This window comes from Streptomyces mirabilis (assembly GCF_018310535.1).
Classification (GTDB): domain Bacteria; phylum Actinomycetota; class Actinomycetes; order Streptomycetales; family Streptomycetaceae; genus Streptomyces.
On the sequence record NZ_CP074102.1, the window covers coordinates 5,924,125 to 5,948,851 of the forward strand.

Annotated in this window: 20 protein-coding genes; 12 read left to right on the plus strand and 8 right to left on the minus strand. The window is 70.0% G+C overall.

The genetic code is table 11. From position 1 onward, the window contains the following. Nucleotides 1–46: 46 nt before the first annotated feature. Nucleotides 47–1,099 carry a chitinase gene (locus SMIR_RS26055; protein WP_168491323.1) on the minus strand — a complete coding sequence of 351 codons (1,053 nt, stop codon included), beginning with the start codon at nucleotides 1,097–1,099 and terminating at the stop codon, nucleotides 47–49. Nucleotides 1,100–1,343: 244 nt separating this feature from the next. On the opposite strand from SMIR_RS26055, the gene SMIR_RS26060 reads away from it, so the two are divergent. After that, nucleotides 1,344–2,348 carry an aldo/keto reductase gene (locus tag SMIR_RS26060; protein WP_212727446.1) on the plus strand — a complete coding sequence of 335 codons (1,005 nt, stop codon included), beginning with the start codon at nucleotides 1,344–1,346 and terminating at the stop codon, nucleotides 2,346–2,348. Nucleotides 2,349–2,374: 26 nt separating this feature from the next. Further along, a complete protein-coding gene (locus SMIR_RS26065; protein WP_168491322.1) occupies nucleotides 2,375–2,980 on the plus strand; it encodes a TetR/AcrR family transcriptional regulator in 606 nt (201 codons plus the stop codon). Between the two features lie 55 nt (nucleotides 2,981–3,035). On the opposite strand, the gene SMIR_RS26070 is transcribed toward SMIR_RS26065, so the two are convergent. Beyond that, nucleotides 3,036–3,242, minus strand: a complete 207-nt coding sequence (locus SMIR_RS26070) for a hypothetical protein (protein WP_054235491.1) — start codon at nucleotides 3,240–3,242, stop codon at nucleotides 3,036–3,038. A 197-nt stretch (nucleotides 3,243–3,439) separates the two neighbouring features. Between SMIR_RS26070 and SMIR_RS26075 the strand changes: the two genes are divergently transcribed. The 3 genes from SMIR_RS26075 to SMIR_RS26085 all read left to right on the plus strand — a co-directional run bounded on the left by SMIR_RS26075 (nucleotide 3,440) and on the right by SMIR_RS26085 (nucleotide 5,094). Beyond that, complete coding sequence (locus SMIR_RS26075) at nucleotides 3,440–4,174, plus strand: transporter substrate-binding domain-containing protein (RefSeq protein WP_212727447.1); 735 nt, start codon at nucleotides 3,440–3,442, stop codon at nucleotides 4,172–4,174. A gap of 14 nt (nucleotides 4,175–4,188) precedes the next feature. Beyond that, nucleotides 4,189–4,569, plus strand: a complete 381-nt coding sequence (locus tag SMIR_RS26080) for a VOC family protein (protein WP_168491318.1) — start codon at nucleotides 4,189–4,191, stop codon at nucleotides 4,567–4,569. A 93-nt stretch (nucleotides 4,570–4,662) separates the two neighbouring features. Beyond that, entirely contained in the window at nucleotides 4,663–5,094 is a 432-nt protein-coding gene (locus SMIR_RS26085) for a hypothetical protein (protein ID WP_212727448.1), read from the plus strand. A gap of 194 nt (nucleotides 5,095–5,288) precedes the next feature. On the opposite strand, the gene SMIR_RS26090 is transcribed toward SMIR_RS26085, so the two are convergent. From SMIR_RS26090 to SMIR_RS26100, 3 genes are all read right to left on the minus strand, one after another. After that, complete coding sequence (locus tag SMIR_RS26090; RefSeq protein WP_212727449.1) at nucleotides 5,289–6,173, minus strand: hypothetical protein; 885 nt, start codon at nucleotides 6,171–6,173, stop codon at nucleotides 5,289–5,291. Then, a complete protein-coding gene (locus SMIR_RS26095) occupies nucleotides 6,170–6,685 on the minus strand; it encodes a SigE family RNA polymerase sigma factor (protein ID WP_249938480.1) in 516 nt (171 codons plus the stop codon). Before SMIR_RS26095 ends, SMIR_RS26090 begins: the two co-directional genes overlap by 4 nt. 324 nt (nucleotides 6,686–7,009) lie before the next feature. Next, nucleotides 7,010–8,440, minus strand: coding sequence for an MFS transporter (locus tag SMIR_RS26100; protein ID WP_212727451.1), 1,431 nt, complete (start codon nucleotides 8,438–8,440; stop codon nucleotides 7,010–7,012). Between the two features lie 101 nt (nucleotides 8,441–8,541). Between SMIR_RS26100 and SMIR_RS26105 the strand changes: the two genes are divergently transcribed. After that, a complete protein-coding gene (locus SMIR_RS26105; protein ID WP_248002903.1) occupies nucleotides 8,542–9,525 on the plus strand; it encodes a helix-turn-helix transcriptional regulator in 984 nt (327 codons plus the stop codon). 18 nt (nucleotides 9,526–9,543) lie between these two features. On the opposite strand, the gene SMIR_RS26110 is transcribed toward SMIR_RS26105, so the two are convergent. Next, nucleotides 9,544–10,989: an MFS transporter gene (locus SMIR_RS26110; RefSeq protein WP_168491306.1), complete on the minus strand. Its 1,446-nt coding sequence runs from the start codon at nucleotides 10,987–10,989 to the stop codon at nucleotides 9,544–9,546. Between the two features lie 123 nt (nucleotides 10,990–11,112). Here SMIR_RS26110 and dusB point away from each other — a divergent pair, with 123 nt between their 5' ends. Further along, nucleotides 11,113–12,276 (plus strand): tRNA dihydrouridine synthase DusB, encoded by a 1,164-nt coding sequence (gene dusB / locus SMIR_RS26115; protein ID WP_168491303.1) that lies wholly within the window; start codon nucleotides 11,113–11,115, stop codon nucleotides 12,274–12,276. Between the two features lie 37 nt (nucleotides 12,277–12,313). Here dusB and SMIR_RS26120 read toward each other — a convergent pair whose 3' ends face one another. Both SMIR_RS26120 and SMIR_RS43685 read right to left on the minus strand, forming a co-directional pair. Continuing rightward, nucleotides 12,314–14,251: an amylo-alpha-1,6-glucosidase gene (locus SMIR_RS26120; protein WP_168491301.1), complete on the minus strand. Its 1,938-nt coding sequence runs from the start codon at nucleotides 14,249–14,251 to the stop codon at nucleotides 12,314–12,316. Beyond that, a complete protein-coding gene (locus SMIR_RS43685; protein ID WP_422664526.1) occupies nucleotides 14,248–15,993 on the minus strand; it encodes an MGH1-like glycoside hydrolase domain-containing protein in 1,746 nt (581 codons plus the stop codon). The genes SMIR_RS26120 and SMIR_RS43685 overlap by 4 nt, the downstream gene beginning before the upstream one ends. A gap of 254 nt (nucleotides 15,994–16,247) precedes the next feature. Here SMIR_RS43685 and SMIR_RS26135 point away from each other — a divergent pair, with 254 nt between their 5' ends. The 5 genes from SMIR_RS26135 to SMIR_RS26155 all read left to right on the plus strand — a co-directional run bounded on the left by SMIR_RS26135 (nucleotide 16,248) and on the right by SMIR_RS26155 (nucleotide 24,693). Further along, nucleotides 16,248–17,498, plus strand: coding sequence for an ROK family transcriptional regulator (locus SMIR_RS26135; RefSeq protein WP_168491299.1), 1,251 nt, complete (start codon nucleotides 16,248–16,250; stop codon nucleotides 17,496–17,498). Between the two features lie 465 nt (nucleotides 17,499–17,963). Then, nucleotides 17,964–20,714, plus strand: a complete 2,751-nt coding sequence (gene ppdK / locus SMIR_RS26140) for a pyruvate, phosphate dikinase (protein ID WP_212727452.1) — start codon at nucleotides 17,964–17,966, stop codon at nucleotides 20,712–20,714. A gap of 536 nt (nucleotides 20,715–21,250) precedes the next feature. Further along, on the plus strand, nucleotides 21,251–21,664 hold the full coding sequence (locus tag SMIR_RS26145; protein WP_212727453.1) for a hypothetical protein: 414 nt from the start codon (nucleotides 21,251–21,253) through the stop codon (nucleotides 21,662–21,664). 51 nt (nucleotides 21,665–21,715) lie between these two features. Beyond that, entirely contained in the window at nucleotides 21,716–22,414 is a 699-nt protein-coding gene (locus tag SMIR_RS26150) for an ABC transporter ATP-binding protein (RefSeq protein ID WP_249938481.1), read from the plus strand. Then, nucleotides 22,411–24,693 (plus strand): FtsX-like permease family protein, encoded by a 2,283-nt coding sequence (locus SMIR_RS26155; RefSeq protein ID WP_212727454.1) that lies wholly within the window; start codon nucleotides 22,411–22,413, stop codon nucleotides 24,691–24,693. Before SMIR_RS26150 ends, SMIR_RS26155 begins: the two co-directional genes overlap by 4 nt. The last annotated feature ends 34 nt before the right edge of the window (nucleotides 24,694–24,727 follow it).

Below are 24,727 nucleotides of genomic sequence, written 5' to 3' on the forward strand. Positions count from 1 at the left end.
TCGGCGGCACGTTGGAAGTGGACTGCTCCCCGGGCCGTCCTGGTTCTCAACGGCCCTGCAGCGCCTTGACGTTGTCGCCGAAGGTCCAGTTCTTCGAGCCGTCCCAGTTGATCGACCAGGTCATCAGGCCCTTGAGGCCGGTGCCGTAGTGCCGCCACGCCTGGGAGACCAGGCTCGGTGACATGTAGCCGCCGCCGGCGCCCGACTGGGCGGGCAGACCCGGGACCTGCTTGTCATAAGGCACCTTGATGGTGGTGCCCTGCACGACAAGTCCCTTGTTCAGGCAGTCGGTCTGCGCGGTGAAGCCCTGAACGGTGCCCGCGGAGTAGGAGTCGCCGGAACATCCGTACATGCTGCCGTTGTAGTACTGCATGTTCAGCCACCACAGGCGCCCGTTGTCGGCGTACTTCTTGACGATCGGCAGATACGCGCCCCAGATCGAGCCGTACGTGATGCTGCCACCCGTGACGTACGCGGTCTCCGGCGCCATGGTCAGCCCGAAGTTGGCCGGCATCTGCGACAGCACGCCGTCGATGATCCGGATCAGGTTGGCCTGGGACGTGGAGAGCTGACCGATGCTGCCACTGCCGACCAGGCCCGTCTCGATGTCGATGTCGATGCCGTCGAAGTTGTACTTCTTCAGGATGGGCACGATCGTCGCGACGAACCTGTCGGCGACGGCGGAGGAACTGAGGTCGATGCCCGCCGCCGCCCCGCCGATCGACAGCAGGATCGTCTGCCCGGACGTCTTGGCCGCGCACATCTCCGCCGGCGTCGCGACCTTCACCCCGGTGTCCATCCCGTCCTCCCACAGCGCCGTGCCGTCGGAGCGGATGACCGGGAACGCCGCGTTGATCACGTTGTAGCCGTGCGCGGCGATACGGGAGTCGGTGATCGGCGTCCATCCGAACGGCGGGTGCACTCCGTTGGAAGAGCCGTCCCAGTTCTCCCAGTAGCCCTGGAGAACCTTTCCGGACGGGCGGGACTTCACGGCGCAGGTGTCGGCGGCGGATGCGGTGGGGGCGGTGGCGACCGACAGTGGGGCGAGGACGGCTGCGGTCAGTGCGAGGGCGAACAGGCGCAGCTTCCGACGGATCATGCGAGGCCTCCCGGTGGGGGGTGCGGTGAGGTGTCGTAGGCATGACAGTGCCTGCGGTCCAGACCTGTCGTCAATAGGTCTGGACCAAGGTGGGGCTGGGGGGTAGCGGATAGCGGATGGCGGATGGGGGATGGCGGGTGACAGATGTCAGATAACAGATGACAGATGACAGATATTGAAATCTGTCATCTGTCATGCCATCGTGAAAGGGCACCAATCCTCCAAGGGACACCAGGGAGTCCTCATGCAAACCCGCCCCCTCGGAACCACCGGCCCCCAGGTCTCCGCCCTCGGCCTCGGCTGCATGGGTATGTCCGCGCTGTACGGCGAGGCGGACCGGGCCGAGTCGATCGCGACCATCCACGCCGCCCTCGAGGCGGGCGTGACGCTCCTCGACACCGGCGACTTCTACGCCATGGGCCACAACGAGATGCTGATCGGCGAGGCCCTGCGCGCGGCTCCGGCGGCCCTGCGCGAGCAGGCGCTGACCAGCGTCAAGTTCGGCGCCCTGCGTGACCCGGACGGCGGCTGGTCCGGATACGACGGCCGCCCCGCCGCGGTGCGGAACTTCGCCGCGTACTCGCTGCAGCGCCTCGGTGTCGATCACATCGACGTGTACCGGATCGCGCGGCTCGACCCGAACGTCCCGATCGAGGAGACGGTCGGCGCGATCGCCGAGCTCGTGGAGAAAGGGCACGTCAGGCACATCGGCCTGAGCGAGGTCGGCGCCGACACCATCCGACGGGCCGCTGCCACCGCCCCCATCTCCGACCTCCAGATCGAGTACTCGCTGATCTCGCGCGGCATCGAGGACGAGGTCCTGCCGACCACCCGTGAGCTGGGCATCGGGATCACCGCGTACGGCGTGCTGTCCCGCGGGCTGATCTCCGGCCACTTCACGGCGGACCGGCAGCTGGCCCCGACCGACTTCCGCTCCATGAGCCCCCGCTTCCAGGGCGAGAACCTCCAGCACAACCTCTCCCTCGTCGAGGCGCTGCGGAAGATCGCCGAGCAGAAGGGCGTCAGCGTGGCGCAGATCGCGATCGCGTGGGTGTTGTCGAGGGGCGAGGACATCGTGCCGCTGGTCGGCGCGCGGACCCGGGAGCGGCTGGCGGAGGCGCTCGGCGCGCTGGACGTCACGCTCGACGACGCCGACCTCGCCGCGATCGAGCAGGCCGTGCCGGCGGACGCCGCCGCGGGCGACCGCTACCCGGCGGCGCAGATGTCGCATCTCGGCACCGACCGCTGACAGTGCCGCCAGGTACGGTTTTCGACATGGCACCGACCACCGAAGCACTGACCGCCGAGCGCATCCTCGAGGCGACCGAGGAGGCGCTGCGCCGCCACGGCCCCGCGAAGGCCACCGTGGTGGACGTGGCCCGCGCGCTAGGCGTCAGCCACGGCAGCGTCTACCGTCACTTCCGTACGAAGGCGGCGCTGCGGGAGGCGGTCACGAAGCGCTGGCTGGACCGTACGTCGCAGATACTCGCGGAGATCGCCAGGCCCTCGTCCTCGCCACCCCCGGAGGCGCTCGAACACTGGCTGGCGACCCTGTTCACCGCCAAGCGGCACAAGGCGGGCGACGATCCCGAGCTGTTCGCCACCTACTCGGTGCTGCTCGACGAGGCGAGCGCGGTGGTCGAGGAGCACGTCGCCGAGCTGGTCGACCAGCTCTCGGACATCATTCATCGCGGCGTGATGGAGGGCGACTTCATGACCGTGGACGGCGACTCCGTGGCGACGGCCCGCGCCGTCTTCCACGCCACGAACCGCTTCCACGACCCCGCCTACGCCCACGAGTGGGAACAGCCGGGCATCGAGGCCGAGTTCTCGACGGTCGTCACCCTCGTCCTGCGCGGACTGCGCCGCCGAATCGACTGAATCCACGGCCCCGGCGAACCGGTGGACCCGGCGAACCGGTGGACCCGGCGGAGGACTATCCCTCCGTCGGGTCCACCGTCGCCTGATGCGCCTCGGCGAGGTGTTCCTCCGCCTTCAGCCACGGCAGGAACTGCGCGCCCTTGCGCCAGCCGCAGGTGTCGCATCTGATCGTGCGCTGTACACCGGCGCGCTGGACGTGGACGACGTGCTCGCGGCCGTGCTGGTCCCAGCGGCTTACCTTGCTCGTGTTGATCTGCAGCATGACACCTCCAGGTGTTACCGCTCCGCTCACGCGGCAAGGCGTTGGCGGCAAGGTTTTTGCAGCAAGGAGTGTGCAGCATCGGGAAGATCAACGGGGGTTCTTCGGCCGCGAGTTCACCGCATGGTCGTGTGCGATCACGATCCGTCGCCGGCCGTCACCCTCCGCGCTGCCGCACCGCCCCGATCTACACTCCGCTCATGACGACCGGAACTCCCGCCATCGCCAAGGACCTCGCGCCCCACGGCACCCTGCGGGCCTCGATCAACCTGGGCAATCCCGTGCTGGCCCAGGGCACATCGACGGCCCCGGCCGGCATCACCGTCGACCTCGCGCGGGAGATCGCCGCCCGCCTCGACGTTCCCGTGGAACTCCTGTGCTTCGACGCGGCCCGCAAGTCGTACGAGGCGATGGCGGAGGGCCGTGCCGACCTGTGTTTCCTGGCCGTCGAGCCCGCACGTGAGGCCGAGGTCGCGTTCACGGCGCCGTACGTCGTGATCGAGGGCGTGTACGCCGTCCCCCGCGACTCCGACCTGACGACCGTCGCCGAGGTCGACCGTCCCGGCGTACGGATCGGTGTGAAGCGCGGGTCCGCCTACGACCTCTTCCTCTCCCGCACGCTTCGGCACGCGAGCGTGGTGCGCGGGGAGGACGGGGTCGAGGCGTTTCGGGCCGAGGGGCTGGAGGCCGCGGCCGGGATCAGGCAGCCGATGACCGAGTTCGTCGCGGCGCACCCCGAACTCCGCTTGATCGAGGACCGGTTCATGCAGATCCAACAGGCGGTCGGCACGACGAAGGCCCGCCACCCCGAGACCGTCCGCTTCCTCCACGACCTCGTCGAGGAACTGAAGACGAACGGCTTCGTCGCGAACGCCCTGCGGCGCGCCCGGCAGTCGGACACCCTGGTCGCCCCACTCGCCCGCCCTCGGAGCTGACCTAGGATCGGCGCGTGATCGCCGAACTGCAGTGCGTGGTGCTGGACTGCCCCGAGCCTCTCCGACTCGCCGAGTTCTACGAGGCCTTGCTCGGTGGGACCGTCAACCGGCCCGACCCGCGCTGGGCGCTCGGCGAGGCCTGGTCGACGCTGCACACGCCATCCGGTCTCGTGCTCGCCTTCCAGCGAGTCCCGGCCAAGGAGTACCGCCCTCCGCAGTGGCCCGATCCCGCCCGCCCTCAGCAGTTCCACCTGGACTTCGGCGTCCCGGACCTGGACCGGGCGCGGGACCAAGTCCTGGCCCTCGGTGCGACTTTGCTGGACGCCTCCGACGGGCTGGACTGGCACGTCTACGCGGATCCCGCGGGGCACCCTTTCTGCCTGGTCCGTCACTGAGGAGTCGTAGCCATGGCGGTGGGGCGGACGGTGCCGAAGCGGGTGACCGGCGTCTCCGCCATGTGCCTCGCCCGGGGAAGATTGGAACAAGCCGTGCGAGCCGCAGCGGGGAAGGAGCTGACGTACCGTCTGCCGGGCGGCGCGACCATGACGACGATCGTTCCGCCCCAGGGGTTCCGGCCGCAGACAGCGGCGCCCGCGGCGGCGCGGGCCTACGGCTTCGACGCCCCGAACAACGCGAAGGCGCTGGCGGCATGGCGGGCGAAGTACGACGGGTACCGCGAGACCATCCCGTCGGTGCCGTGCCTGGGGCCGTCCGGCAAGTCGTCACTGCGATTCGCCTACAGCGGCAACTGGGGTGGCTATGTCGCCACCGGCCACTCCAACTACAACGAGGTCTACAACGATCAGAACATCCCCACCTACTACGCGAGTTGCGGCTCCAACAGCACCGCGGTGGCAGCCCCCTGGATCGGCGTCGGTGGCTACCACTCCGGCAAGCTGATCCAGCAGGGCTTCGTCTAGGGCGGCGTACTACGACGGGACGACCGCGGACTACATCACGGAACGGCCGCTCGGTTGCAAACTGCGTAAGTTCAGCCGGCAGACGCTCAGCGTTGCCGCTGCCAGGTACGGCAGCACCTCCAAGAACCTCTTCGCGCTGCCGACCACCGAGATGAAGCTGACCACCAACGGGGGCGAAACTCGCGCGTGGCCGGCTACTTGGCCGGGCTGAGCCTCACCTTGTGGCCGTCGGCCGTGACCGCGTACCTGACGGGCGAACCTGTCTGGGTGGTCGAGCAGTAGACGGCGACGGTGCCACCGGGAACGTCGGGCAGAACGTCCTCGGGCTTGGCGTTCGTCGCGGCCAGGTGCTTCGCGCGGACCCGCTCGACGGTGGTGAAGGTGCCGTTGGAGGTGGACTTGCTTCCGAGTGCCTTCTTGCACACGGCGGCGCCTGACGTCGTCGTGGTGTCCTCGCGCCACAGCGCGATGAGCCGATGGTGGCTGTCCAGGAACCGCAGCGTTCGGGCGGCCGAGTCGCCCGGCTCGTCCACGGCGACGTAAGCGGTACGCGCGACCGCGTCCAGGAGGCCGGGGGGAGGCGTGGTGAGCATCGGGCAGGACTGGAACTGCGGCGGAGGCAACACGGCGGTGAACGAGCCGTCCGCCTGCAGAGTGAAGCTGCCGCCGGCCAGCGGGCCGCAGGCCCTGTTCACCTGCCATCCGTTCGGTGCCCCGTCGGCGCCGATGATGATGTTCGCCGGCATGCCGCCGACGTCGCGCCACGGCGAGACGTCGCGATCGTCGATCCGGACAGCGATCCATCGCCCGCCGAGGCCTTCGGCGGTCAGGGCCGCGGTGCGAAAGCGGGGAGTAGCCATGGTGTTGCTCCTGCCGTGGTCCCCCTGCGTCGTGACGGCCACCGATCCGGCGACGGCCACGACGCAGGCGAACACGCCGGCGACGGCGAGCCGCCGACGCCGGCGCCGCCTCGTCCCCACGCGGACCACCTCGTCGATGTCGACGCGGTCGGCAGGAGCACTGATGGTGATGGACGCGATACGCGTGGCGAGTTCTTCTGGCGTCTTGTCGGGATTCACGATGCCCCCTCGATCTTGGCCGGTTGCGTCCGGAGCGCGGAGCGCAGAGCCTCCAGGCCGCGGCTTGTCTGGCTCTTGACGTTGCCCGGACTCGTCTTGAGCAGGGCCGCGGTCTGCTCGACGGACAGATCCTCGAAGAAGCGCAGGACGAGCACGGTCCGCTGGCCGGCCGGGATCGTCAGCAGGGCGGCGATCAGATCGTCGTCATGCTCGACCGTGCTGGTGTGCGGGGGTGAGTGCAACGTGCTCACATCCGCCTCGCTGATCTCACGTCTGGCCGGTCGACGCCGGTAGTCGGTGTGGAGGTTGCACAGGATCCGACGGACGTACGCACGCGGATCACCGGCTGCCACCACCCTGCCCCACCTGGAGTAGAGCCGTCCGAGCGCGTCCTGCACGAGGTCATCGGCGAGGTACCAGTCACCGCAGAGCAGAAACGCCGTCGTACGCAGGCGCGTTCGATGCTCAAGCACCCAGGCACGGAAGTCGGTCTCGCGGGGATGGTCGGTCACGCTCATCCTCGTCTCATGCTCCAGGTGTCGCCTGCGCCGGGTCCGGGCCGACCCAGGTCCGCGTCCCGCTACGCCCTACACGGAACCCGGGGCGCCCAGGGTTGCACGCGTCCGCGAACTCGTAGCCCACGAGGCATCGGCACTCTTCTCCTCGCCACGGTCGATCCGGTGAGGGGGGTGGCGAGGCGGGTGCGGTACGGCTCGTAGAGGGCCTGGACGTGGGTGATCGCGGACGTCTGGGCGGTGACGCGGACGTGGAGGCGTTCCGTGAGGTCGCCCGATGTGAGCAGGGTGTCAAGCGGATGCTCCGGTCGCTCCCACCGCTCAGCTGATCGTGCGCGGCAGTCGCAGGCTCAGGGCCGTCGTCAGGGCCACGCCCGCCAGTTGGACGAGGAGGGTGGTGACGAGGGCGTCCCGCATGCCGTTGCTCGAGGCGAGGGACAGGAAGAGGGTGCCCAGGGTGGCGACGCCGATGGCGAGGGCCGACTGCTGGGTGGTGGCCATGACCCCGCTGCCGACGCCGGCCCGCGCGGACGGCACCTCGGAGAGGATGATCCGGATGAGGACGGGGAGCTGGAGTGCCTGGCCCGCGCCCGCGACCGCCGCGCCCGGCAGCAGTTGCCACACTCCCAGGTCAGGCCAGGACCGCCAGGCGGCCAGCGCGATGAGGGCCACGCCCACCGCCTGGATCAGCCCGCCCGCCGTGACGATCCGGGTGCCGTAGCGGGCGATCAGCCGGGGGCCGCAGAGGGAGACGACGAAGAAGACCACGGCCATCGGTGCCAGGGCCAGGCCCGCCGGGACCGGGCCGAGGCCCGCACCCCGCTGCAGCGCCACCGCGATCACGAACATGAAGCCGCTGAAGCCGATCGAGAACGGCACGATCATGATCAGGCCCCGGCGGAGCGAGGTCAGCGCGAACAGGCTCGGCGGCACCAGGGGCGTACGGCCCTGGCGGTCCTCCCGGCGCTCGACGAAGTAGAACGCCGCCGCCGCGAGGGGGAACAGCGCCAGCGACAGCCAGGTCCACAGGGGCCAGCCCGCCGCCCTGCCCTCGGTGAGCGGGGCGAGGAGCGCGAGGAGGGCCACGGCGAGCAGCACCGTACCGGGGGTGTCGATCGGCTCCGGGTGCTGCGAGCGCGTCTCGGGGACGGCGCGCGTGGCCAGGATCAGGCCGAGGATCACGACGGGCACGTTCACGAGGAACACCGCGCGCCAGCCGGTGCCCGCGATGTCCGCCGCGACGAGGAGGCCGCCGAGTATCTGCCCGGCCACCATGGACAGACCGGCCGTGGCCCCGTACAGGCCCATGGCCTTGGCGCGGCGCGGGCCCGCCGTCGCCGCCTGGATGGTGGCGAGCACCTGCGGCAGCATCGCCGCGGACGCCGCGCCCTGGGCGACGCGCGCCGCCACCAGCGTCCAGGCGCTGGGCGCGAGCCCGCACGCCAGGGAGGTCAGGCCGAAGGCCGCCATGCCGCCGAGGAAGAACTGGCGTCGCCCGAAGAGGTCGCCGAGGCGGCCACCGAGGACGAGCAGGACGGCGTACGCGACTCCGTACCCGGCGACGACGAGTTCGAGGACGGCTTCGCTCGCGTTCAGGTCCCGGCCGATGGTCGGGAGCGCTACGTTGACGATGAAGAAGTCGATGAGGGGCAGTGCCGCTCCGAGCAGCACGGTGAAGAGGCCGAGGCCGCTGAGCACGGGTGCTGCGGAGGGCGAGCGGACTGGAGTCCTGAGGGTTCCGGTTTCGGTCACGTCCTCCAGGGTTCTCCTGACCTCAGACTGGTACCAGAGTGTCCTTATCCTGGTAGAAGCACTACCTGGCAACAGGTTCCGGCGAACGGCAGGCTGGAGGCATGACGACGATGACGCAGGAGAGCACCGCTCCCCGGCCGGTGGAGGCCATCGACCCTGCTCAGCGGGCGGTGTCCGTGACCTCTCCCCGGCCGGTGGACCCCGAGCCGCACGGCACCGCCGCCCCCCGCGGCAGCGAGATCCGGCGCCACGAGCTCGCCACCTTCCTGCGCAACCGCCGTGAGCGCATCACGCCGGAGCAGGTCGGACTGCCCCGCGGCCACCGCCGGCGCACGCCGGGCCTGCGCCGCGAGGAGGTCGCGCAGCTCTCCGCCGTCGGCGTCACCTGGTACACCTGGCTCGAACAGGCCCGTGACATCCAGGTCTCCGAACAGGTCCTCGACGCGCTGGCCCGCACCCTGCTGCTCGACTCCAGCGAGCGCGCCCACCTCTTCCGGCTGGCCGGAGCCGTCGACCCCACGCCCGCCGCGCCGTGCCCGACCCTCACTCCGGCCCTGCTCGAGGTGCTGTCCCAGCTGGAGCCGGTCCCGGCCTGCATCCAGAACAGCCGCTACGACATCCTGGCGTACAACCGCACGTACGCCCGGCTGATGATGCGCGACCTCGACGCCGTACCGCCAGAGGACCGAAACTGCATGATCCTCGCCTACACCCACCCGGAGTGGCGCGAGTCGATCGTGCTCCTCGACGAGACCATGCGCGTGATGGCCGCCAAGCTGCGCGGCTCGATGGCCGGCCACCTCGGCGAGCCCGCCTGGAAGCTGCTGGTCAAGCGGCTGCGGACGGAGTCGGCGGAGTTCCGTGAGATCTGGGAGCGGTACGAGGTGTACGGCGGCTCGCGCAGCAAGACCAAGCAGTTCCTGAACCCGTACGTCGGGCTGCTCACCGTCGACCACACCGACCTGTGGCTCGCCCCCGACATGGGCGCCCGCATGGTGACGTACGCCCCCACGGACGAGCAGAGCCGCGAACGCCTGAGGAAGCTGCACGAGATCGCGCTGACGGCGGAGACGGAAGCGGCCTAGGACACGCCGAGGGCATGCCTAGGCGCGGACGCTCACCGAGTCCCGAACCTCCGCCGACTCCAGCTGCCGTGCCGTCCGCTCGGCCGTCCCGCGTGCCCAGCGTCCGCTGGTCAGCGCGCCCAGGACGAGCACGGCGAGACCACAGCCGGCGAGGATCCACCAGCCGGGGCGGGCGGCCGACACGAACGTCTCCCGGTACGCCGAGGCCTGGATGCCGGAGGCGAGGACCGCGCCGACCACGGCGACACCGAGGGTGCCGCCGATCTGTCGGCTGGTGGAGGCGACGGCGGCCGCGACCCCGGCCTGGGTGCGGGGCATGCCGGAGACGGCGGTGTTGGTGATGGGGGCGTTCACGAAGCCGAAGCCGAGGCCGAACAGGACGTACCCGATGACGAGCGTGACGTTCGACGTCTCACCTTCGAACGCGGCGAAGAGAATCCCGCTCGCGGTCATCGAGATCCCCGCGATCAGCAGGGGCAGTCGCGGACCCCGGTTGCCGACCAGCCGCCCCGACAGCGGCGCGCACACGAAGCACATGACCGCCATGGGCAGCATCCACAGGCCCGCGTGCAGCGCGTCCAGGCCGCGCACGTTCTGCAGATAGAGCGTCGAGAGGAACAGGAACCCGCTGAGCGCGGCGAACGCGCTGATGGCGACGACCGTGGCCCCGCTGAACGGCGCCGAACGGAAGAAGCGCAGGTCGATGAGGGGTTCGGCGCGCCGGGGCTCGTACCACAGCAGGCCGAGCAGCGCGGCGACGGCGATCGCCCCGAAGGCGAGGGTCTTGGGGGCGCCGGAGCTGGGCGCCTCGATGATCGCGTACGTCAGGGAGCCGAGCAGCGCGATGACGAGGAGCTGCCCGACCGGGTCGGGGCGGCGGGCCTTGGGGGCGCGGGACTCGGGGACGTATCGCCAGGTGAGCAGGAGCGCGGCGAGGCCGACCGGGAGGTTGATCCAGAAGATCGACCGCCAGCCGACCGAGTCCACGAGCAGGCCGCCGACGATCGGGCCCGCGGCCATCGATATGCCGACCACGCCACCCCAGACGCCGATCGCGCGGGCGCGCTCGCGCGGGTCCGTGAAGGTGTTGGTGATGATCGACATCGCGACCGGGTTCAGCATCGAGCCACCGACCGCCTGCACCATGCGGAAGGCGACGAGCGAGTCCAGGTTCGGAGCGACGGAGCACAGGACCGAACCGAGGGTGAAGATCACCAGGCCCGCCTTGAAGACCCGGCGACGGCCGATGCGGTCGGCGGTCGAGCCCGCGAGCATCAGCAGCGACGCCAGGACCAGCGTGTACGCGTCGATGGTCCACTGGAGGCCCGCCACGCTCGCGTGCAGTTCCTTCTGCATCGAGGGCAGGGCGACGTTCAGGACCGTGTTGTCGAGGCTCACGATCAGCAGGCTCATGCAGCAGATCGCGAGGACGAGAAGCCGGTGGCGGGGACTGAGCTCAGGCATTGCTCCAGCCTACGCCCGTGTCGATAGTGCGTCTAACTAATGACCCTCCTCTGTCGCGCACCGCACTCGTTCATGACAGTCACCACAGTCATCGCACCCGTCCGCGTACGCGACAATGGGGGAATGTCCACGACCGCCCTCGCCCCCGCCACCACCGCTTCCCCGCTGTCGATCGGCCCCCACACCGTCCAGCCGCCCGTCGTCCTCGCCCCCATGGCCGGGATCACGAACGCGCCGTTCCGCACGCTGTGCCGCGAGTTCAGCGGCGGCAAGGGCCTGTTCGTCAGCGAGATGATCACCACGCGAGCGCTGGTCGAGCGCAACGAGAAGACCATGCAGCTGATCCACTTCGACGCGACCGAGAAGCCGCGCTCGATCCAGCTGTACGGCGTGGACCCGGCGACCGTCGGCAAGGCCGTCCGCATGATCGCGGAGGAAGGCCTCGCCGACCACATCGACCTGAACTTCGGCTGCCCGGTCCCGAAGGTCACCCGCAAGGGCGGCGGCTCCGCCCTCCCGTACAAGCGCAACCTCCTGCGGGCGATCCTGCGCGAGGCCGTCAGCGGGGCGGGCGACCTCCCGGTGACGATGAAGATGCGCAAGGGCATCGACGACGACCACATCACGTTCCTCGACGCCGGACGGATCGCCGTCGAGGAGGGCGTCACCGCCATCGCCCTGCACGGCCGCACCGCCGCCCAGCACTACGGCGGCACGGCCGACTGGGACGCCATCGCGCGCCTCAAGGAGCACGTGCCGGAGATTCCCGTCCTCGGCAACGGCGACATCTGGTCGGCGGAGGACGCGCTGCGGATGGTGCGCGAGACCGGCTGCGACGGGGTCGTGGTCGGGCGCGGCTGCCTCGGCAGGCCGTGGCTGTTCGGCGACCTGGTGGCCGCCTTCGAGGGGCGCCAGGACGCCTACGCCCGCCCGACCCTGCGCGAGGTCGCGGCCGTCATGGTCCGCCACGCCACCCTGCTCGGCGAGTGGATCGGCGACGAGGCGCGCGGTGTCATCGACTTCCGCAAGCACGTGGCCTGGTACCTGAAGGGCTTCGCGGTCGGCTCCGAAATGCGCAAGCGGCTCGCGATCACGTCGTCCCTCGCCGAACTCTCCGACGGCCTGGCCGAGTTGGACCTCGACCAGGCCTGGCCGACGGGCGCGGACGGCCCGCGCGGCCGCACGTCCGGCAACAACCGGGTCGTCCTGCCGGACGGCTGGCTCAAGGACCCGTACGACTGCGCGGGCATCAGCGAGGACGCGGAACTGGACACGTCGGGCGGCTGACTTTTCCGGCGGCTCGCTTTCCTGCCGGGGGGTTCCCTCAAGCGCCCCCGACCGCCGTGAGCAACGCCAACGGTGCCGCCGCCGAACGGGACTCCCGTACGCACGCATGCGGATAAGGCACCGGCTCCCCGTGGGTCTCGCGGCCGTACCCCGCGAGGACCTCCGGCAGACGGTGGCCGGCGGCCGTGGCGGCGTCGACGAGCGCGTGGGCGACCGTCCGGGCCTCGTCGTGCAGGCCGTAGCGGGCCAGCCCCAGCGTGATCAGCGCGTTGTCGTGCGGCCAGACCGAACCGCGGTGGTACGACAACGGGTGGTACGCCGGCTGGCCGGCGGCCAGGGTGCGCACGCCCCAGCCGGAGAAGAAGTCCGGCTCCAGCAGGCGGTGGCCGACCAGTTCGCCGTACTCCTTGTCGAGCAGCCCCGACCACAGCAGGTGCCCGGCGTCCGAGGCGAGGGCGTCGACCTGACGGCCGTCACCGTCCAACGCCAGTGCGGGGAAGGCGTGTTCACTCATCCAGAAGTCCCGCTGGAAACGGTCGCGGAGGTCGCCCGCCGCCTGTTCGAGCAGAGCGGCGTAGACCTCGTCGCCCCAGACCGTACGGGACAGGTGGGCGGTGCGGCGCAGTGCGTCGTACGCGTATCCCTGCGCGCCCGCGGCCATCACCGGCCCACTGGGACGGCTCCCGTCGGCGGAGCAGATCGCGCCGGGGGAGTCCTTCCAGTTCTGGTTGGCGAGTCCGCCGCCGTCCGCGCGGTAGACGAGATAGCCGACGGAGGTCAGACCGCCGTGGTCCAGCATCCAGCCGATCGCCGCCCGGGCGTTGGCCTCCAGCCGCCGGGCCAGGGTCGGGTCACCCGTCTGCTCGGTGTACGCGCCGAGCAGCACCAGGAACAGCGGTGTCGCGTCCACCGAACCGTAGTACCGCCCGTACGGCACCTGCCCGAAGTGCGCCAGCTCACCGTGCCGCACCTCGTGCACGATCTTGCCGGGCTGGGCCACCGCACCCGCTCCCACCTCGACCGCCTGCGTCGCGGCGAGCGCGGGCAGCGTGGCGGCGGCGAGCTCGGGGCGGTAGGGGAGCGCGAACAGGGAGGTCAGCAGGGCGTCGCGGCCCAGGAGCGTGAGGAACCACGGCACTCCGGCCGCCGGCACCCGCAGCTCCTCGCCGTCCGGGCCCGTCGCCGGGACCTGGAGCACCGCGAGGTCGGACAGCCCGCGCGCGCAGGCCGCGGCCAGCTCCGGCCAGCCGGTCGGGAAGGGCACGCCGTCCGCGAACTCGCCTTCCAGTGCGAGGAGTTGTTCATTCGCCGCGGAGGGGGAGGCGGGCACCTCCGGGTCCTTCAGCGCCCCGTGCGGGCGGGCCGCGACGCGCAGCGCCAGCTCCGCCGAGGCGTGCGGTTCGAGGTCCAGGGTCCATACGAGGCGACGGGCGCCGGTGCCGGTCTCCTCGACTCCGTCCGGCGGCGGCTCGGAGGTGACCGTCGTACAGGACCGCCACTCCCCGCGCTGGTAGCTGAACTCCACCCCGTCGTCGAGGACCTGACGCCCTCGTACGGCGCCGATCTTGGCGTACGTACGGTAGTCGGAACGCAGCTCGAACTGGTCGGTGAAGTCGGCGTCCACGGTGAGCGCGATGCGCACGGTCGTGGGCGAGGGGCGGTTGCTGGTGACGCGCAGCGCCTCCACGAACGCGCCGTCGGCGACGGCCTGTTCACGGAAGAGCGTGTACGCGGGCGGTTCGTTGCGCCCGCCGCGCGGGACGAGCACACAGCGCGCCGTGTCGCCGTCCGCGACCGGCGTCAGCGCCTCGGGCACCGCGCCGTCGACGGTCAGCTGCCAGCGGCTGAGGTGCCGGGCGTCCCGTACGAATAACCCGTCCGGGGAGCTGCCGCTGCGCACCCCGCTGATGTCCCCGCCGTCGCCCACGGCGGCGAACGTCCCACCGTGCACGAGCAGATGATGCCGGTCCGTCATCCCCGGTCCCCTCCCTTGGCGCCCGTCTCGAATGAACTGTGTGGCGTGTGTGGCGTGTGTGATGCGTGCGATGCGTGTGGCGGCGTGCCGTGTACGTTGTCGAACGCGCGACGCCCTGGATGGGACACGACTTGCGTCGACTGATCCGTCCGATCCGTCCGGCCCGCCTGATCCGCGCGACCCGTCAGATCCACCTGGTCGGCCCCCGCGGGCTCGTGCAGCAGGTCCAGCGTCAGCGCGGCCGTCCAGCTGAAGCCGAGCGCGCCGCAGGCCTCGCCGGTGTACGGATCCACGTACTCCGCGAACCCGGACGCGTCTGCCGTCTCCAGGAGCGCCGACCGCAACTCCTCCGCGCGCCCGTGCTCCCCGTGCAGCCGCAGCCCGCGCTCCAGCAGCCAGTTCGTGTTGAACCACGCCGGGCCGCGCCAGTAGCGGTGCGGGTCGAAGGCGTGCCCGGTCAGGTCGTAACTCGGCGCCAGCCGGGCGACCCCGCCGAGCCCGAAGTGCGGCCCGCCCGCCGTGCGGGCCAGGGTGGCGGCGATGTCGCGGGGGAGTGCGGGGAGGATGAGCGGGAGCAGCCCGGCCACGCTGCGCTCGGAGATGAGCGCACCGGTGCGGGAGCGCTGCTCCGAAGCGTGAGCACCGCTCTGGTGAGAGCGCCGCTCCGAAGAGTGAGCACTGCTCTCGGCGGAGCGCTGCTCCAGTGCGAGAGCACCGCTCCGAGAGCCTCGCTCCGACCCGTGAGCACCGCTCTCGGCAGAGCGCCGCTCCGAACCGAGAGCACCGTTCTCGCCCCCGTCACGCGCATCCCCGCCGTACACGTCCCGGCAGAAGAACATCCCCTCCGCCGGGTCCCACAGGCGCTCCACCAGCGCTGCCGTCAACCGTTCCGCGCGCGCGTGCCGCGCCGTCCCCGCCGCGCCCAGTTCCTGTGCGATCGCGGCGAGCGCGTGCTCGGAGGCGATCAGCAGCGCGTTGAACGCCGGGTCCTCGACGGCGAACTCGCCGGCGCCGTCGGCGTACCCGCCGTCCCGGTAGTCCGTCGCGAGCCGCACGTACCGCCCGTAGTCGAGGTCCGTCGGCCGGTCCTGCGCGGACCCGTGGTCGAGGTCGGCGCGCCGGAAGGAGCGCGGCGCGGCCGGGGTGACGCGGCTGAGCGGGGCGTCCCAGCACGGGCTGTTGTCCATGCCCTGCTCCCACGGGTGGACCACGGAGGCGAGCCCGCCGCCGCCCAGGTCCCGCCGGTGCAGCAGATAGCGGTGCCAGGCGGCCAGCCGGGGATACATCCGGGAGAGGAAGGAGCGCGACCGGGACAGACCCGGGTCGGCCTGGTGCACCAGCCAGGCGGCGAGCGCGTGCACCGGTGGCTGCACGATGCCCGACGTCTGTACGGTGCGCGGGGCGCCCGCAGCGCGCCCCGCGGTCGAGGAGCGCCAGAAGTCGGGGCTCGGGAAGTAGGCGTCGAGCGGAACGGAGGGGTTGAACACAATGTGCGGGATCCGGCCGTCACCCCATTGGGCGCCGAGCAGCGTCTCCAGTTCCGTCTGTGCCCTCAAGGGGGACAGGTGGCGCAGGCCGATCGCGATGAAAGCGGAGTCCCAGGACCACTGGTGCGGGTACAGGCCGTGCGAGGGAACCGTGGACGTTCCCGTCCAGTTGCCTTCGAGTACCCGGGCGGCCCTGAGGTGCAGCGACCCGGCGGGCCGGTCGGGATCGTATACATGCGCGCCGGAGTGGGTGATCTCGTGCGAACCGGGCGGAGCGGGGGAACCCGAGGTGCGCACGGGGGCGGTGATCCCCGTGCGGCGGATGGTGAGTTGGGTTGTGCGGTCCACTCAGGTCTCCCCGAAGACGTCCGGCCGATCGGTTCGGCACTAGCTACCGTAGGGTTACGTCTATTTAACACGCAAAACTCAATATGTAATGCAGAGTTGGTGAACGCAAGGGGTTGGGCATGACAGATACGGCGGGGACGGCAGGAAGGGCGGCGAATGCCATGAGGGCCGGGCATCAGGCAAGCGCCGGGGAACTGCTCGAACTGGTGCGCAGCGGGCGTGCCACGACGCGCGGCGCGCTGCAGCAGGCCACCGGTCTGTCGCGGGCCACGGTCGGCCAGCGCCTCGACCGGCTCTTCCGTGCGGGCTGGCTGCGCGAGGGCGCGGGCGGCCCGGTGGACTCCCCGCAGGGCGGCCGGCCCTCGATCACCCTGGAGTTCGACGACGAACACGCCGTCGTCCTCGCCGCCGACCTCGACACCCGGCACGGCCGGGCCGCCGTCGTCTCGCTGAGCGGCGAGATCCAGGCCGAGCACCACGGAAGCCTGCGCATCGAGGACGGCCCGGACGCCGTGCTGGGCGAACTCGGCCGCTGGTTCGCCGAGCTGCTGGAGAAGGCCGGGCAGCGCGCGGACGCGGTGTGCGGGATCGGGATCGCGGTGCCGGGCCCGGTGGACACCGACACGGGCAAGGTGGTGCAGCCGCCGATCATGCCCGGATGGGACGGTTACGACATACGCGGGCGCCTGGGACGCGCCTTCGCCGAGCACGCCGGTATCGAGAGCGAGAGTGGCGCCGGTAGCGCCACGAGGGCCGGGATCACCAGGAGCGGCGCCCGGATCCCCGTACTCGTCGACAACGACGCCAACCTCATGGCGTACGGCGAACAGCGCACCGGATATCCGGACTGTTCGGCGTTCGCCCTGGTCAAGGTCTCCACCGGTATCGGTGCGGGCATGGTCGTCGGCGGCTCCATCTACCGGGGCGTCGACGGGGGCGCAGGCGACATCGGGCACATCCGGGTGGGCGCGGACGCGCTGTGCCGGTGCGGTTCGTACGGCTGTCTGGCCGCCGTCGCGAGCGGTGGCGCGGTGGCGCGCAGACTCGCCGAGTCCGGCGTCCCGGCCACCTCCGGATCGGATGTGCGCGATCTGCTGACGGCCGGACACCCGGAGGCGATGGCGCTCGCGCGGGAGGCGGGGCGCCAGGTCGGGGACGTACTCGCGACCGTGGTGACCCTGCTGAACCCCGGCGTGCTGATGATCGCCGGGGATCTGGCCGGAATTCCGTTCCTCACGGGTGTGCGCGAGCTGCTGTATCAGCGGGCGCTGCCGCGTTCGACCGCTCATCTGGACGTGGTGACCTCGCGGCTCGGGGAGCGGGCGGGGCTGGTGGGGGCCGGGGCGCTGGTCGTGGAGTACCTGTACGCGCCGGAGCGGGTGGAGGAACGGCTGGCGGCGCTGGGTGTGTGACGCCTGTGTGACGCACATGGGTGGCGGGACGTTCGGCGGGGCGTGTGACGTCCGTGTGTCGCGTCCACGTCGCGTCCACATCGTGGTCCGCATGATGAAATTCAGGCCGTCTTTACCGCGTGATTCTCGCCACCCTTGATAGGGGTGGCGCTCAGATGAGCGGATCTTGGGCGACTGCACTTCCCTAAGGGGTGGCACTCAGTGCCACCCCTTGATCGTTCATCGATTAAACTCAGGCGTGTCAGTGTCCGCTCATCTGAGCGTATACTGCTTCCTGAGGGGGCGCATTCGTTCAAGAAGTGAAAACATCCGACCGTGACCGCTTGCCAAGGCTTGACTTTCAATCGAGTGGCGGACGGGTGGTTACAGGCGCATGACGTGCAAGTAGACGTACCCAGACGCCTTCGATCTGGGTATGTTCCTGGCCGTCAGGGCAGCCACCGCGACGTCGAGGAGTCGAGACTCGTGTCGGAAAACAAAGATCCCCACGTAGCTGAAAGCGGCGACAGCGGCGTTGAGGGGGCGAAGTTCGTTTACGACTTCACCGAAGGCAACAGGGACCTCAAGGACCTCCTCGGTGGCAAGGGTGCGAACCTCGCCGAGATGACCAACCTGGGCCTTCCCGTCCCTCCGGGCTTCACCATCACCACCGAGGCGTGCAAGACCTACCTCGACAGTGGCGAGGAGCCGGCGGCACTGCGTGACGAGGTGAGCGCGCACCTCGAGGCACTCGAAGCGACGATGGGCAAGAAGCTCGGCCAGGCCGATAACCCCCTCCTCGTATCCGTCCGTTCCGGGGCGAAGTTCTCCATGCCGGGCATGATGGACACCGTGCTGAACATCGGCCTCTCCGACAAGTCGGTCCAGGGCCTCGCCAAGCAGGCCGGCGACGACCGTTTCGCGTGGGACTCGTACCGCCGTCTCATCCAGATGTTCGGCAAGACGGTTCTCGGCGTCGACGGCGAGCTCTTCGAGGACGCGCTGGACGCGGCGAAGACGGCCAAGAAGGTCACGGTCGACACGGAGCTGGAGGCCGCGGACCTCAAGAAGCTGGTCACCAAGTTCAAGCGGATCGTCAAGGCCGAGGCCGGCCGGGACTTCCCGCAGGATCCGCGCGAGCAGATGGACCTCGCGATCCACGCGGTCTTCGACTCCTGGAACACCGACCGCGCCAAGCTCTACCGCCGCCAGGAGCGCATTCCGCACGACCTCGGCACCGCGGTCAACGTCTGTTCGATGGTCTTCGGCAACCTCGGCCCCGACTCGGGCACGGGCGTGGCGTTCACGCGCGACCCCGCATCCGGCCACCAGGGCGTGTACGGCGACTACCTCCAGAACGCCCAGGGCGAGGACGTGGTCGCGGGCATCCGCAACACGGTCCCGCTCGCCGAGCTGGAGTCGATCGACAAGAAGTCGTACGACCAGCTGATGCAGATCATGGAGACCCTGGAGAACCACTACAAGGATCTCTGCGACATCGAGTTCACCGTCGAGCGCGGCCAGCTGTGGATGCTCCAGACCCGTGTCGGCAAGCGTACGGCGGGTGCGGCCTTCCGTATCGCCACGCAGCTCGTGGACCAGGGCCTGATCGACGAGGCGGAGGCCCTCCAGCGCGTGACGGGCGCCCAGCTCGCGCAGCTGATGTTCCCGCGCTTCGACGACCAGGCGAAGGTCGACCAGATCGGCCGGGGCATCGCGGCGTCGCCGGGCGCGGCGGTCGGCAAGGCGGTCTTCGACTCGTACACCGCGATCAAGTGGTCGCGTTCGGGCGAGAAGGTCATCCTGATCCGCCGTGAGACCAACCCCGACGACCTGGACGGCATGATCGCGGCCGAGGGCATCCTGACCTCGCGTGGCGGCAAGACCTCGCACGCCGCCGTCGTGGCGCGCGGCATGGGCAAGACGTGCGTGTGCGGCGCCGAGGAGCTCGAGGTCGACACCAAGCGGCGCCGGATGACGGCCCCGGGCGGAGTGGTCATCGAGGAAGGCGACGTCGTCTCCATCGACGGCTCCACGGGCAAGGTCTACCTGGGCGAGGTCCCGGTCGTGCCCTCCCCGGTCGTCGAGTACTTCGAGGGCCGGATGCACGCGGGCGCCGACGACGCGGACGAGCTGGTCGCGGCCGTGCACCGGATCATGGCGTACGCGGACCGGGTCCGCCGCCTGCGCGTGCGCGCCAACGCGGACAACGCGGAGGACGCCCTCCGCGCCCGCCGCTTCGGCGCGCAGGGCATCGGCCTGTGCCGCACCGAGCACATGTTCCTCGGTGACCGGCGCGAACTGGTCGAGCGTCTGATCCTGGCCGACACGGAGGCGGAGCGCGAGGAATCCCTCAAGGAGCTCCTGCCCCTCCAGAAGCGGGACTTCGTCGAACTCTTCGAGGCGATGGACGGCCTCCCGGTGACGATCCGTCTCCTGGACCCGCCGCTGCACGAGTTCCTGCCGGACGTGACCGAACTGTCCGTACGGGTGGCGCTGGCCGAATCGCGCGGCGACGCCAACGAGAACGACCTGCGCCTGCTCCAGGCCGTGCACCGCCTGCACGAGCAGAACCCGATGCTGGGTCTGCGCGGCGTACGTCTCGGCCTGGTCATCCCCGGCCTGTTCACCATGCAGGTGCGGGCGATCGCGGAGGCGGCCGCCGAACGCAAGAACGCCAAGGGCGACCCGAGGGCCGAGATCATGATCCCCCTCGTCGGTACGGTCCAGGAGCTGGAGATCGTCCGCGAGGAGGCCGACCAGGTCATCGCGGAGGTGCAGGAGGCCGCCGGCACGAACCTCAGGCTCGCGATCGGCACGATGATCGAGCTCCCGCGGGCCGCGCTGACCGCCGGTCAGATCGCCGAGGCCGCCGAGTTCTTCTCCTTCGGTACGAACGACCTCACGCAGACCGTCTGGGGCTTCTCCCGGGACGACGTGGAGGCGAGCTTCTTCACCGCGTACCTGGAGAAGGGCATCTTCGGCGTCTCCCCCTTCGAGACCATCGACAGGGACGGTGTGGGTTCCCTGGTGAAGTCGGCCGTGCAGGCCGGCCGCGCCACCCGCCCCGACCTGAAGCTCGGAGTCTGCGGCGAACACGGCGGCGACCCCGAGTCCGTCCACTTCTTCCACGAGGTGGGACTGGACTACGTGTCCTGCTCCCCCTTCCGGATCCCGGTGGCACGCCTGGAGGCGGGCCGCGCGGCGTCGACGGCGAAGGGCAGCGACCACCGCTAGCGCGCTGGAACCCCGGGGCCGCCGACGGTCAACCCTGACCCTCACCGACGGCCGACGGCTCCGGCGTACGAAAGAAACGGGGCGGCACCTTGTGCGGAGGTGCCGCCCCGTCGTGCCGTACGAAGGCGTCGAGCCTTCCGTACGGTGCCGCGTGCAGCTCGGCCTCTCCGCCACCGGCGCGGCCGCGGGCCGGCCGCGGAGACCTGCGCCCTCGAGGAACCCCGCACCGCAACACTGCCCCGTCGCCCTGCCTCCCCCGCCCCCATGGAGGACTGGGCCCAGACCGGGAGCACGGTCGGCCCCGATGCCGGGCCCCACCGCCGAATGGTTCCACCTGGACACCCAGCCCTTTCCGAACGACTACGCAACGCCCTGACGCTGATCGCCGAGGTCGGCGCCCGCTCGTGCGTCTCGTGCTTCCGGATCACCTGATGGGATGGCGATTCGCAGGCCAAAGGATTCAGCGCGTTACTGATCCATTACCTTCTGTAACTCCTGGGGGCCGGTGGGGCCTTCGGGAGGTAGAGGGGTGACGGATGAAGAAGTCATGGGCCGGTGTGGTGGCGGCAGGCGTCTTTTTGACCGGGGCAGGCACCGCAGCCGCAGCAGCCTGGCATGAACTCCCTGAGATGGCGGTGCAGGGCGTGCACTTCTATGAGGGGCGCTACAAGTTCAACCCTCCGGGGCAAAATCACGGTTCTTTCGAATGGGCCGGATACCTCCACGACGCTGCGGCGCGGGATGGTCACAACGTCTACATGCAGGTCCGTGTCGAGGGGCACGGTGCGGTCAGGTACTACGGCAAGCAGGGGCGCACGGTGTCGCTGCACAAGTCCAACTGGGATGGGGCCCAGCAGTACACGGACGATGCCTACATCCGTGCCTGCGTCGACCGGGGAGCTGGTCAGTCGGACCTCTGTACCGACGAGCTGCACTACAAGAAGAACTGAGCGGTTTCACCAGTGCCCAGGGCCCGGGCGCAGGCCCGGGTCCGCTTCCCTTTGGGAGTCCAGATCAAAACGTCAGAAATCCTCTCTGGTAAGGGAATCGACCTCCGTTACGGCGCGTCACAGGCCGTCAGAGGGGCTTCCATCGCCCTCCGTCGAGGCGAGGTCACGGCGATTACGGGGCAGAGCGGTTCGGGCAAGTCGTCCCTGCTGTACTGCCTAGCCGGGGTTCTGCCCGTCGCCAACGGTGAAGTCCGTTTTGAGGGGCGTCTGTTGGGAGATCTAGACGACGAAGAACTCAGCGCCTTGAGGAGAGACCGTTTCGGTTTCGTCTTCCAATACGGCGAGCTTCTGCCCGAGCTGACCGTGGAGGAGAACACCGCTCTGCCGCTGAGGCTGGCGGGGCAGCGCAAGGCTCCCGCGCTTGCCGCTGCCGGCGAGGTATTGGGGCGTCTGGGCCTCGCGGATTTGAGGGAACGGCGCCCCTCGCAGGTGTCCGGCGGCCAGAGCCAACGCGTTGCTGTCGCCCGTGCCCTCGTGCACCGGCCCGCAGTGGTCTTCGCCGACGAGCCGACCGGCTCGCTCGACAGTGAAAACGCGGCCACCGTGCTCAAGGAGTTCCTTGAGCTGGCCCGTTCGCAGGGCACCGCTGTCCTACTCGTCACGCACGATTCGGCAGTCGCGGCTCAAGCGGACAGCCGCTACACGATGTCCGACGGCGTTCTCACCGCGCGAGAGCAGGGTGCGTCATGAGGGAACTCCTCCTGGGGCTGAGGCTGCTGTTCGGCAGCGGACGCGGTAATCGTGTGCGGTTCTTCCTTATGACACTCGGCAGCTCGCTCGGCGTTTGCTGCCTGGCCATCGTGCTGGCGATTCCCGGAATCCTGGAGGCGCAGGACGGGCGCATCGCCGACAGGCAAGCCGTTACTCCACGGGATCCTTCAGGTCTGGCCGTCTTCGACGGCTACCCCCTGACCCTCGACCGCACAGATCCCTACGGCTCAACACCCCTCACCCGCGTCTTCACGGCGCGTGGTACGAGGACTGTCGAGCCGCCCCCGGGGCTCCCCTCGTTCCCCCGGGACGGTGAAGCGTTCGTCTCGCCGCAGTTGCACGAACTGCGCCAACGCAACCCGGCGTTGGCCCAGCTGGTCCCTGGCGAGGAGGTCGGGCTGGTCGGTGCCGAGGGGCTGGCCCGCCCCGATGAACTCATCGCGTACGTAGGCATGAGTCGTGCCGAACTCTCCGGCGGCAGCCCTGTGGAGCGGTTCGGCGAGCGCTACGGGCCACTCCCTACGTTGGACCCGACGACCCTCGGCATCCTGCGGTTCGCACTGTCGGCGGTCGTGCTGCTCCCGCTCGCCGTCTTCCTCTCGGTCTGCGCACGCCTCTCCGCGGCCGACCGGGCACGCAGGCTGGCCGCGCTGCGCCTGCTGGGGTTGAGCAAGAAGGGGACTCAGCGGGTGAACGCCGCCGAGACCGTCGCCGCCGCCGGGCTGGGCGCGATCCTCGGACTCGGCGAGTACTGGGCCGTGAACCAGCTCGTTTCACGAGTCGGTCTGCCGGGGTTCACGTGGTACCCGGCTGATGGTGCGCTGACCTTCCAGACCCTCGTGGTGTGTCTCGTCGGATGCCCGGCGCTCGCCTGGTACGTGGGTCGCGCCAGTGCGGGGAAGGCGGCTGCCAATCCCCTTGCCGTCCGGCGCGGCGCGGTGGAGAAGCCGCCCTCGAAATGGGTCTTCCTGCCGCTGGTTGCAGGTCTGGGAGTCATCACGGGCTACTGCGTCGCGGGCGCGACCGGCCATGCTCCCACAAACACCACCGTGTCCTCGTTGCTCATGCCGCTGGCCATCATCCTGGCCGGTGTCGGGCTCGCGCTCTCGCTTCCGTCGCTGTCCCGATTCCTCGCGCAACGGACGGCGCGCTCCACCCGGTCGCTCTCCCTCGGGCTCGCGATGCGGCGTAACGAGGCCGAGTCGGGCGGTGCGATCCGGGTGGCATCCGGGCTCGTACTGCTGGTCTTCGCGGCTTCCCTCGCGCAGGGGGTCGTCATTGAACTGAACGGGGTCGCCAAGAGCGTCTTGGCCGTCCAGACGTACGAGATCTCGTACGGAGAGCTCAGCGGGCCCCAGCGACGTGCCGTCGAGGCGGTGCCGGGGCTCCGCGCGCATGTCGTCACCCTGAGGTCGGACTCCGCCGACACGGGGGCGGCTCCCAGCCCTGGGGCCGTGGTGGCGACGTGCGGCCAACTGCGCAAGGCGGTGCCGTGGGCCAAGGGGTGCGTGGACGGGCGGCCCATGAGGCTGTGGGATGCCACGCAATCTGAGGGCAATGCCGAGGCCGGCGGCAGCGTCGTCTTCAGGCTGAAGGTGGGACAGCACTCCCGTGACTTGAAGCTCACGGTCCCGCAGCAGACCATCCGGTATCGCGACCATGAGGACATCCACGTCCTGCCGAGCGGAGCGATCCTGATCCCTCCTGCCGCGCTGCCCGCGAACGCACGCCCGGAGAGCGCCACTCTCACACTAGTCAGTGGTCCGTCCGAGAAGACCGTCCGCACCGTCCTCGACGGCATCGGTGGCATCGCCCCCATGGCCGGTGTCACCACTCCGGGACTGATCGTCGACTCCTTCCAGCGGGTCACCATCGTCAGGACCCTCCTCGCCGTAGGCATGATCCTAGGACTGATCATCGGCGTAGCCGCATACCTCGTCGCGGCCACCGACCGGGCCGTTGAGCGGCGGCCGCAGGTTACTGCGTTGGCCTTGTTGGGGGCGCGGGCGCGGACGTTGCGGGCTGTGCAGGTGGTGCAGGTGGTGTTGCCGTTGGCTGTGGGGTTGGTGTTGGCGGTGGTGGTGGGGAAGATGGCCGAGTCGAGCTATCTGGTCACCGGGGGTGGGGCCGTCTTCTGGGACGGGGGCGGGGTTCCCCTGCTGCTCGCGTGTGCTCTCGGGGTGCTGGTCGTCGCCGCCGTGGGCGCCTTGCCGCTTGTGGGGCGGAGGATTGATCCCGAGCTGATCAGGCGAGACTGAGCGTACGGTGTGTGACGGACAGTGGTGGAGAGGG

Bases quoted from the DNA above. Each gene is read 5' to 3' on its own strand.
- SMIR_RS26055 (WP_168491323.1), bottom strand. From the start codon at position 1,099: ATGATCCGTCGGAAGCTGCGCCTGTTCGCCCTCGCACTGACCGCAGCC.
- SMIR_RS26060 (WP_212727446.1), top strand. From the start codon at position 1,344: ATGCAAACCCGCCCCCTCGGAACCACCGGCCCCCAGGTCTCCGCCCTC.
- SMIR_RS26065 (WP_168491322.1), top strand. From the start codon at position 2,375: ATGGCACCGACCACCGAAGCACTGACCGCCGAGCGCATCCTCGAGGCG.
- SMIR_RS26070 (WP_054235491.1), bottom strand. From the start codon at position 3,242: ATGCTGCAGATCAACACGAGCAAGGTAAGCCGCTGGGACCAGCACGGC.
- SMIR_RS26075 (WP_212727447.1), top strand. From the start codon at position 3,440: ATGACGACCGGAACTCCCGCCATCGCCAAGGACCTCGCGCCCCACGGC.
- SMIR_RS26105 (WP_248002903.1), top strand. From the start codon at position 8,542: ATGACGACGATGACGCAGGAGAGCACCGCTCCCCGGCCGGTGGAGGCC.
- SMIR_RS26110 (WP_168491306.1), bottom strand. From the start codon at position 10,989: ATGCCTGAGCTCAGTCCCCGCCACCGGCTTCTCGTCCTCGCGATCTGC.
- dusB (WP_168491303.1), top strand. From the start codon at position 11,113: ATGTCCACGACCGCCCTCGCCCCCGCCACCACCGCTTCCCCGCTGTCG.
- SMIR_RS26120 (WP_168491301.1), bottom strand. From the start codon at position 14,251: ATGACGGACCGGCATCATCTGCTCGTGCACGGTGGGACGTTCGCCGCC.
- SMIR_RS26135 (WP_168491299.1), top strand. From the start codon at position 16,248: ATGAGGGCCGGGCATCAGGCAAGCGCCGGGGAACTGCTCGAACTGGTG.
- SMIR_RS26145 (WP_212727453.1), top strand. From the start codon at position 21,251: ATGAAGAAGTCATGGGCCGGTGTGGTGGCGGCAGGCGTCTTTTTGACC.
- SMIR_RS26155 (WP_212727454.1), top strand. From the start codon at position 22,411: ATGAGGGAACTCCTCCTGGGGCTGAGGCTGCTGTTCGGCAGCGGACGC.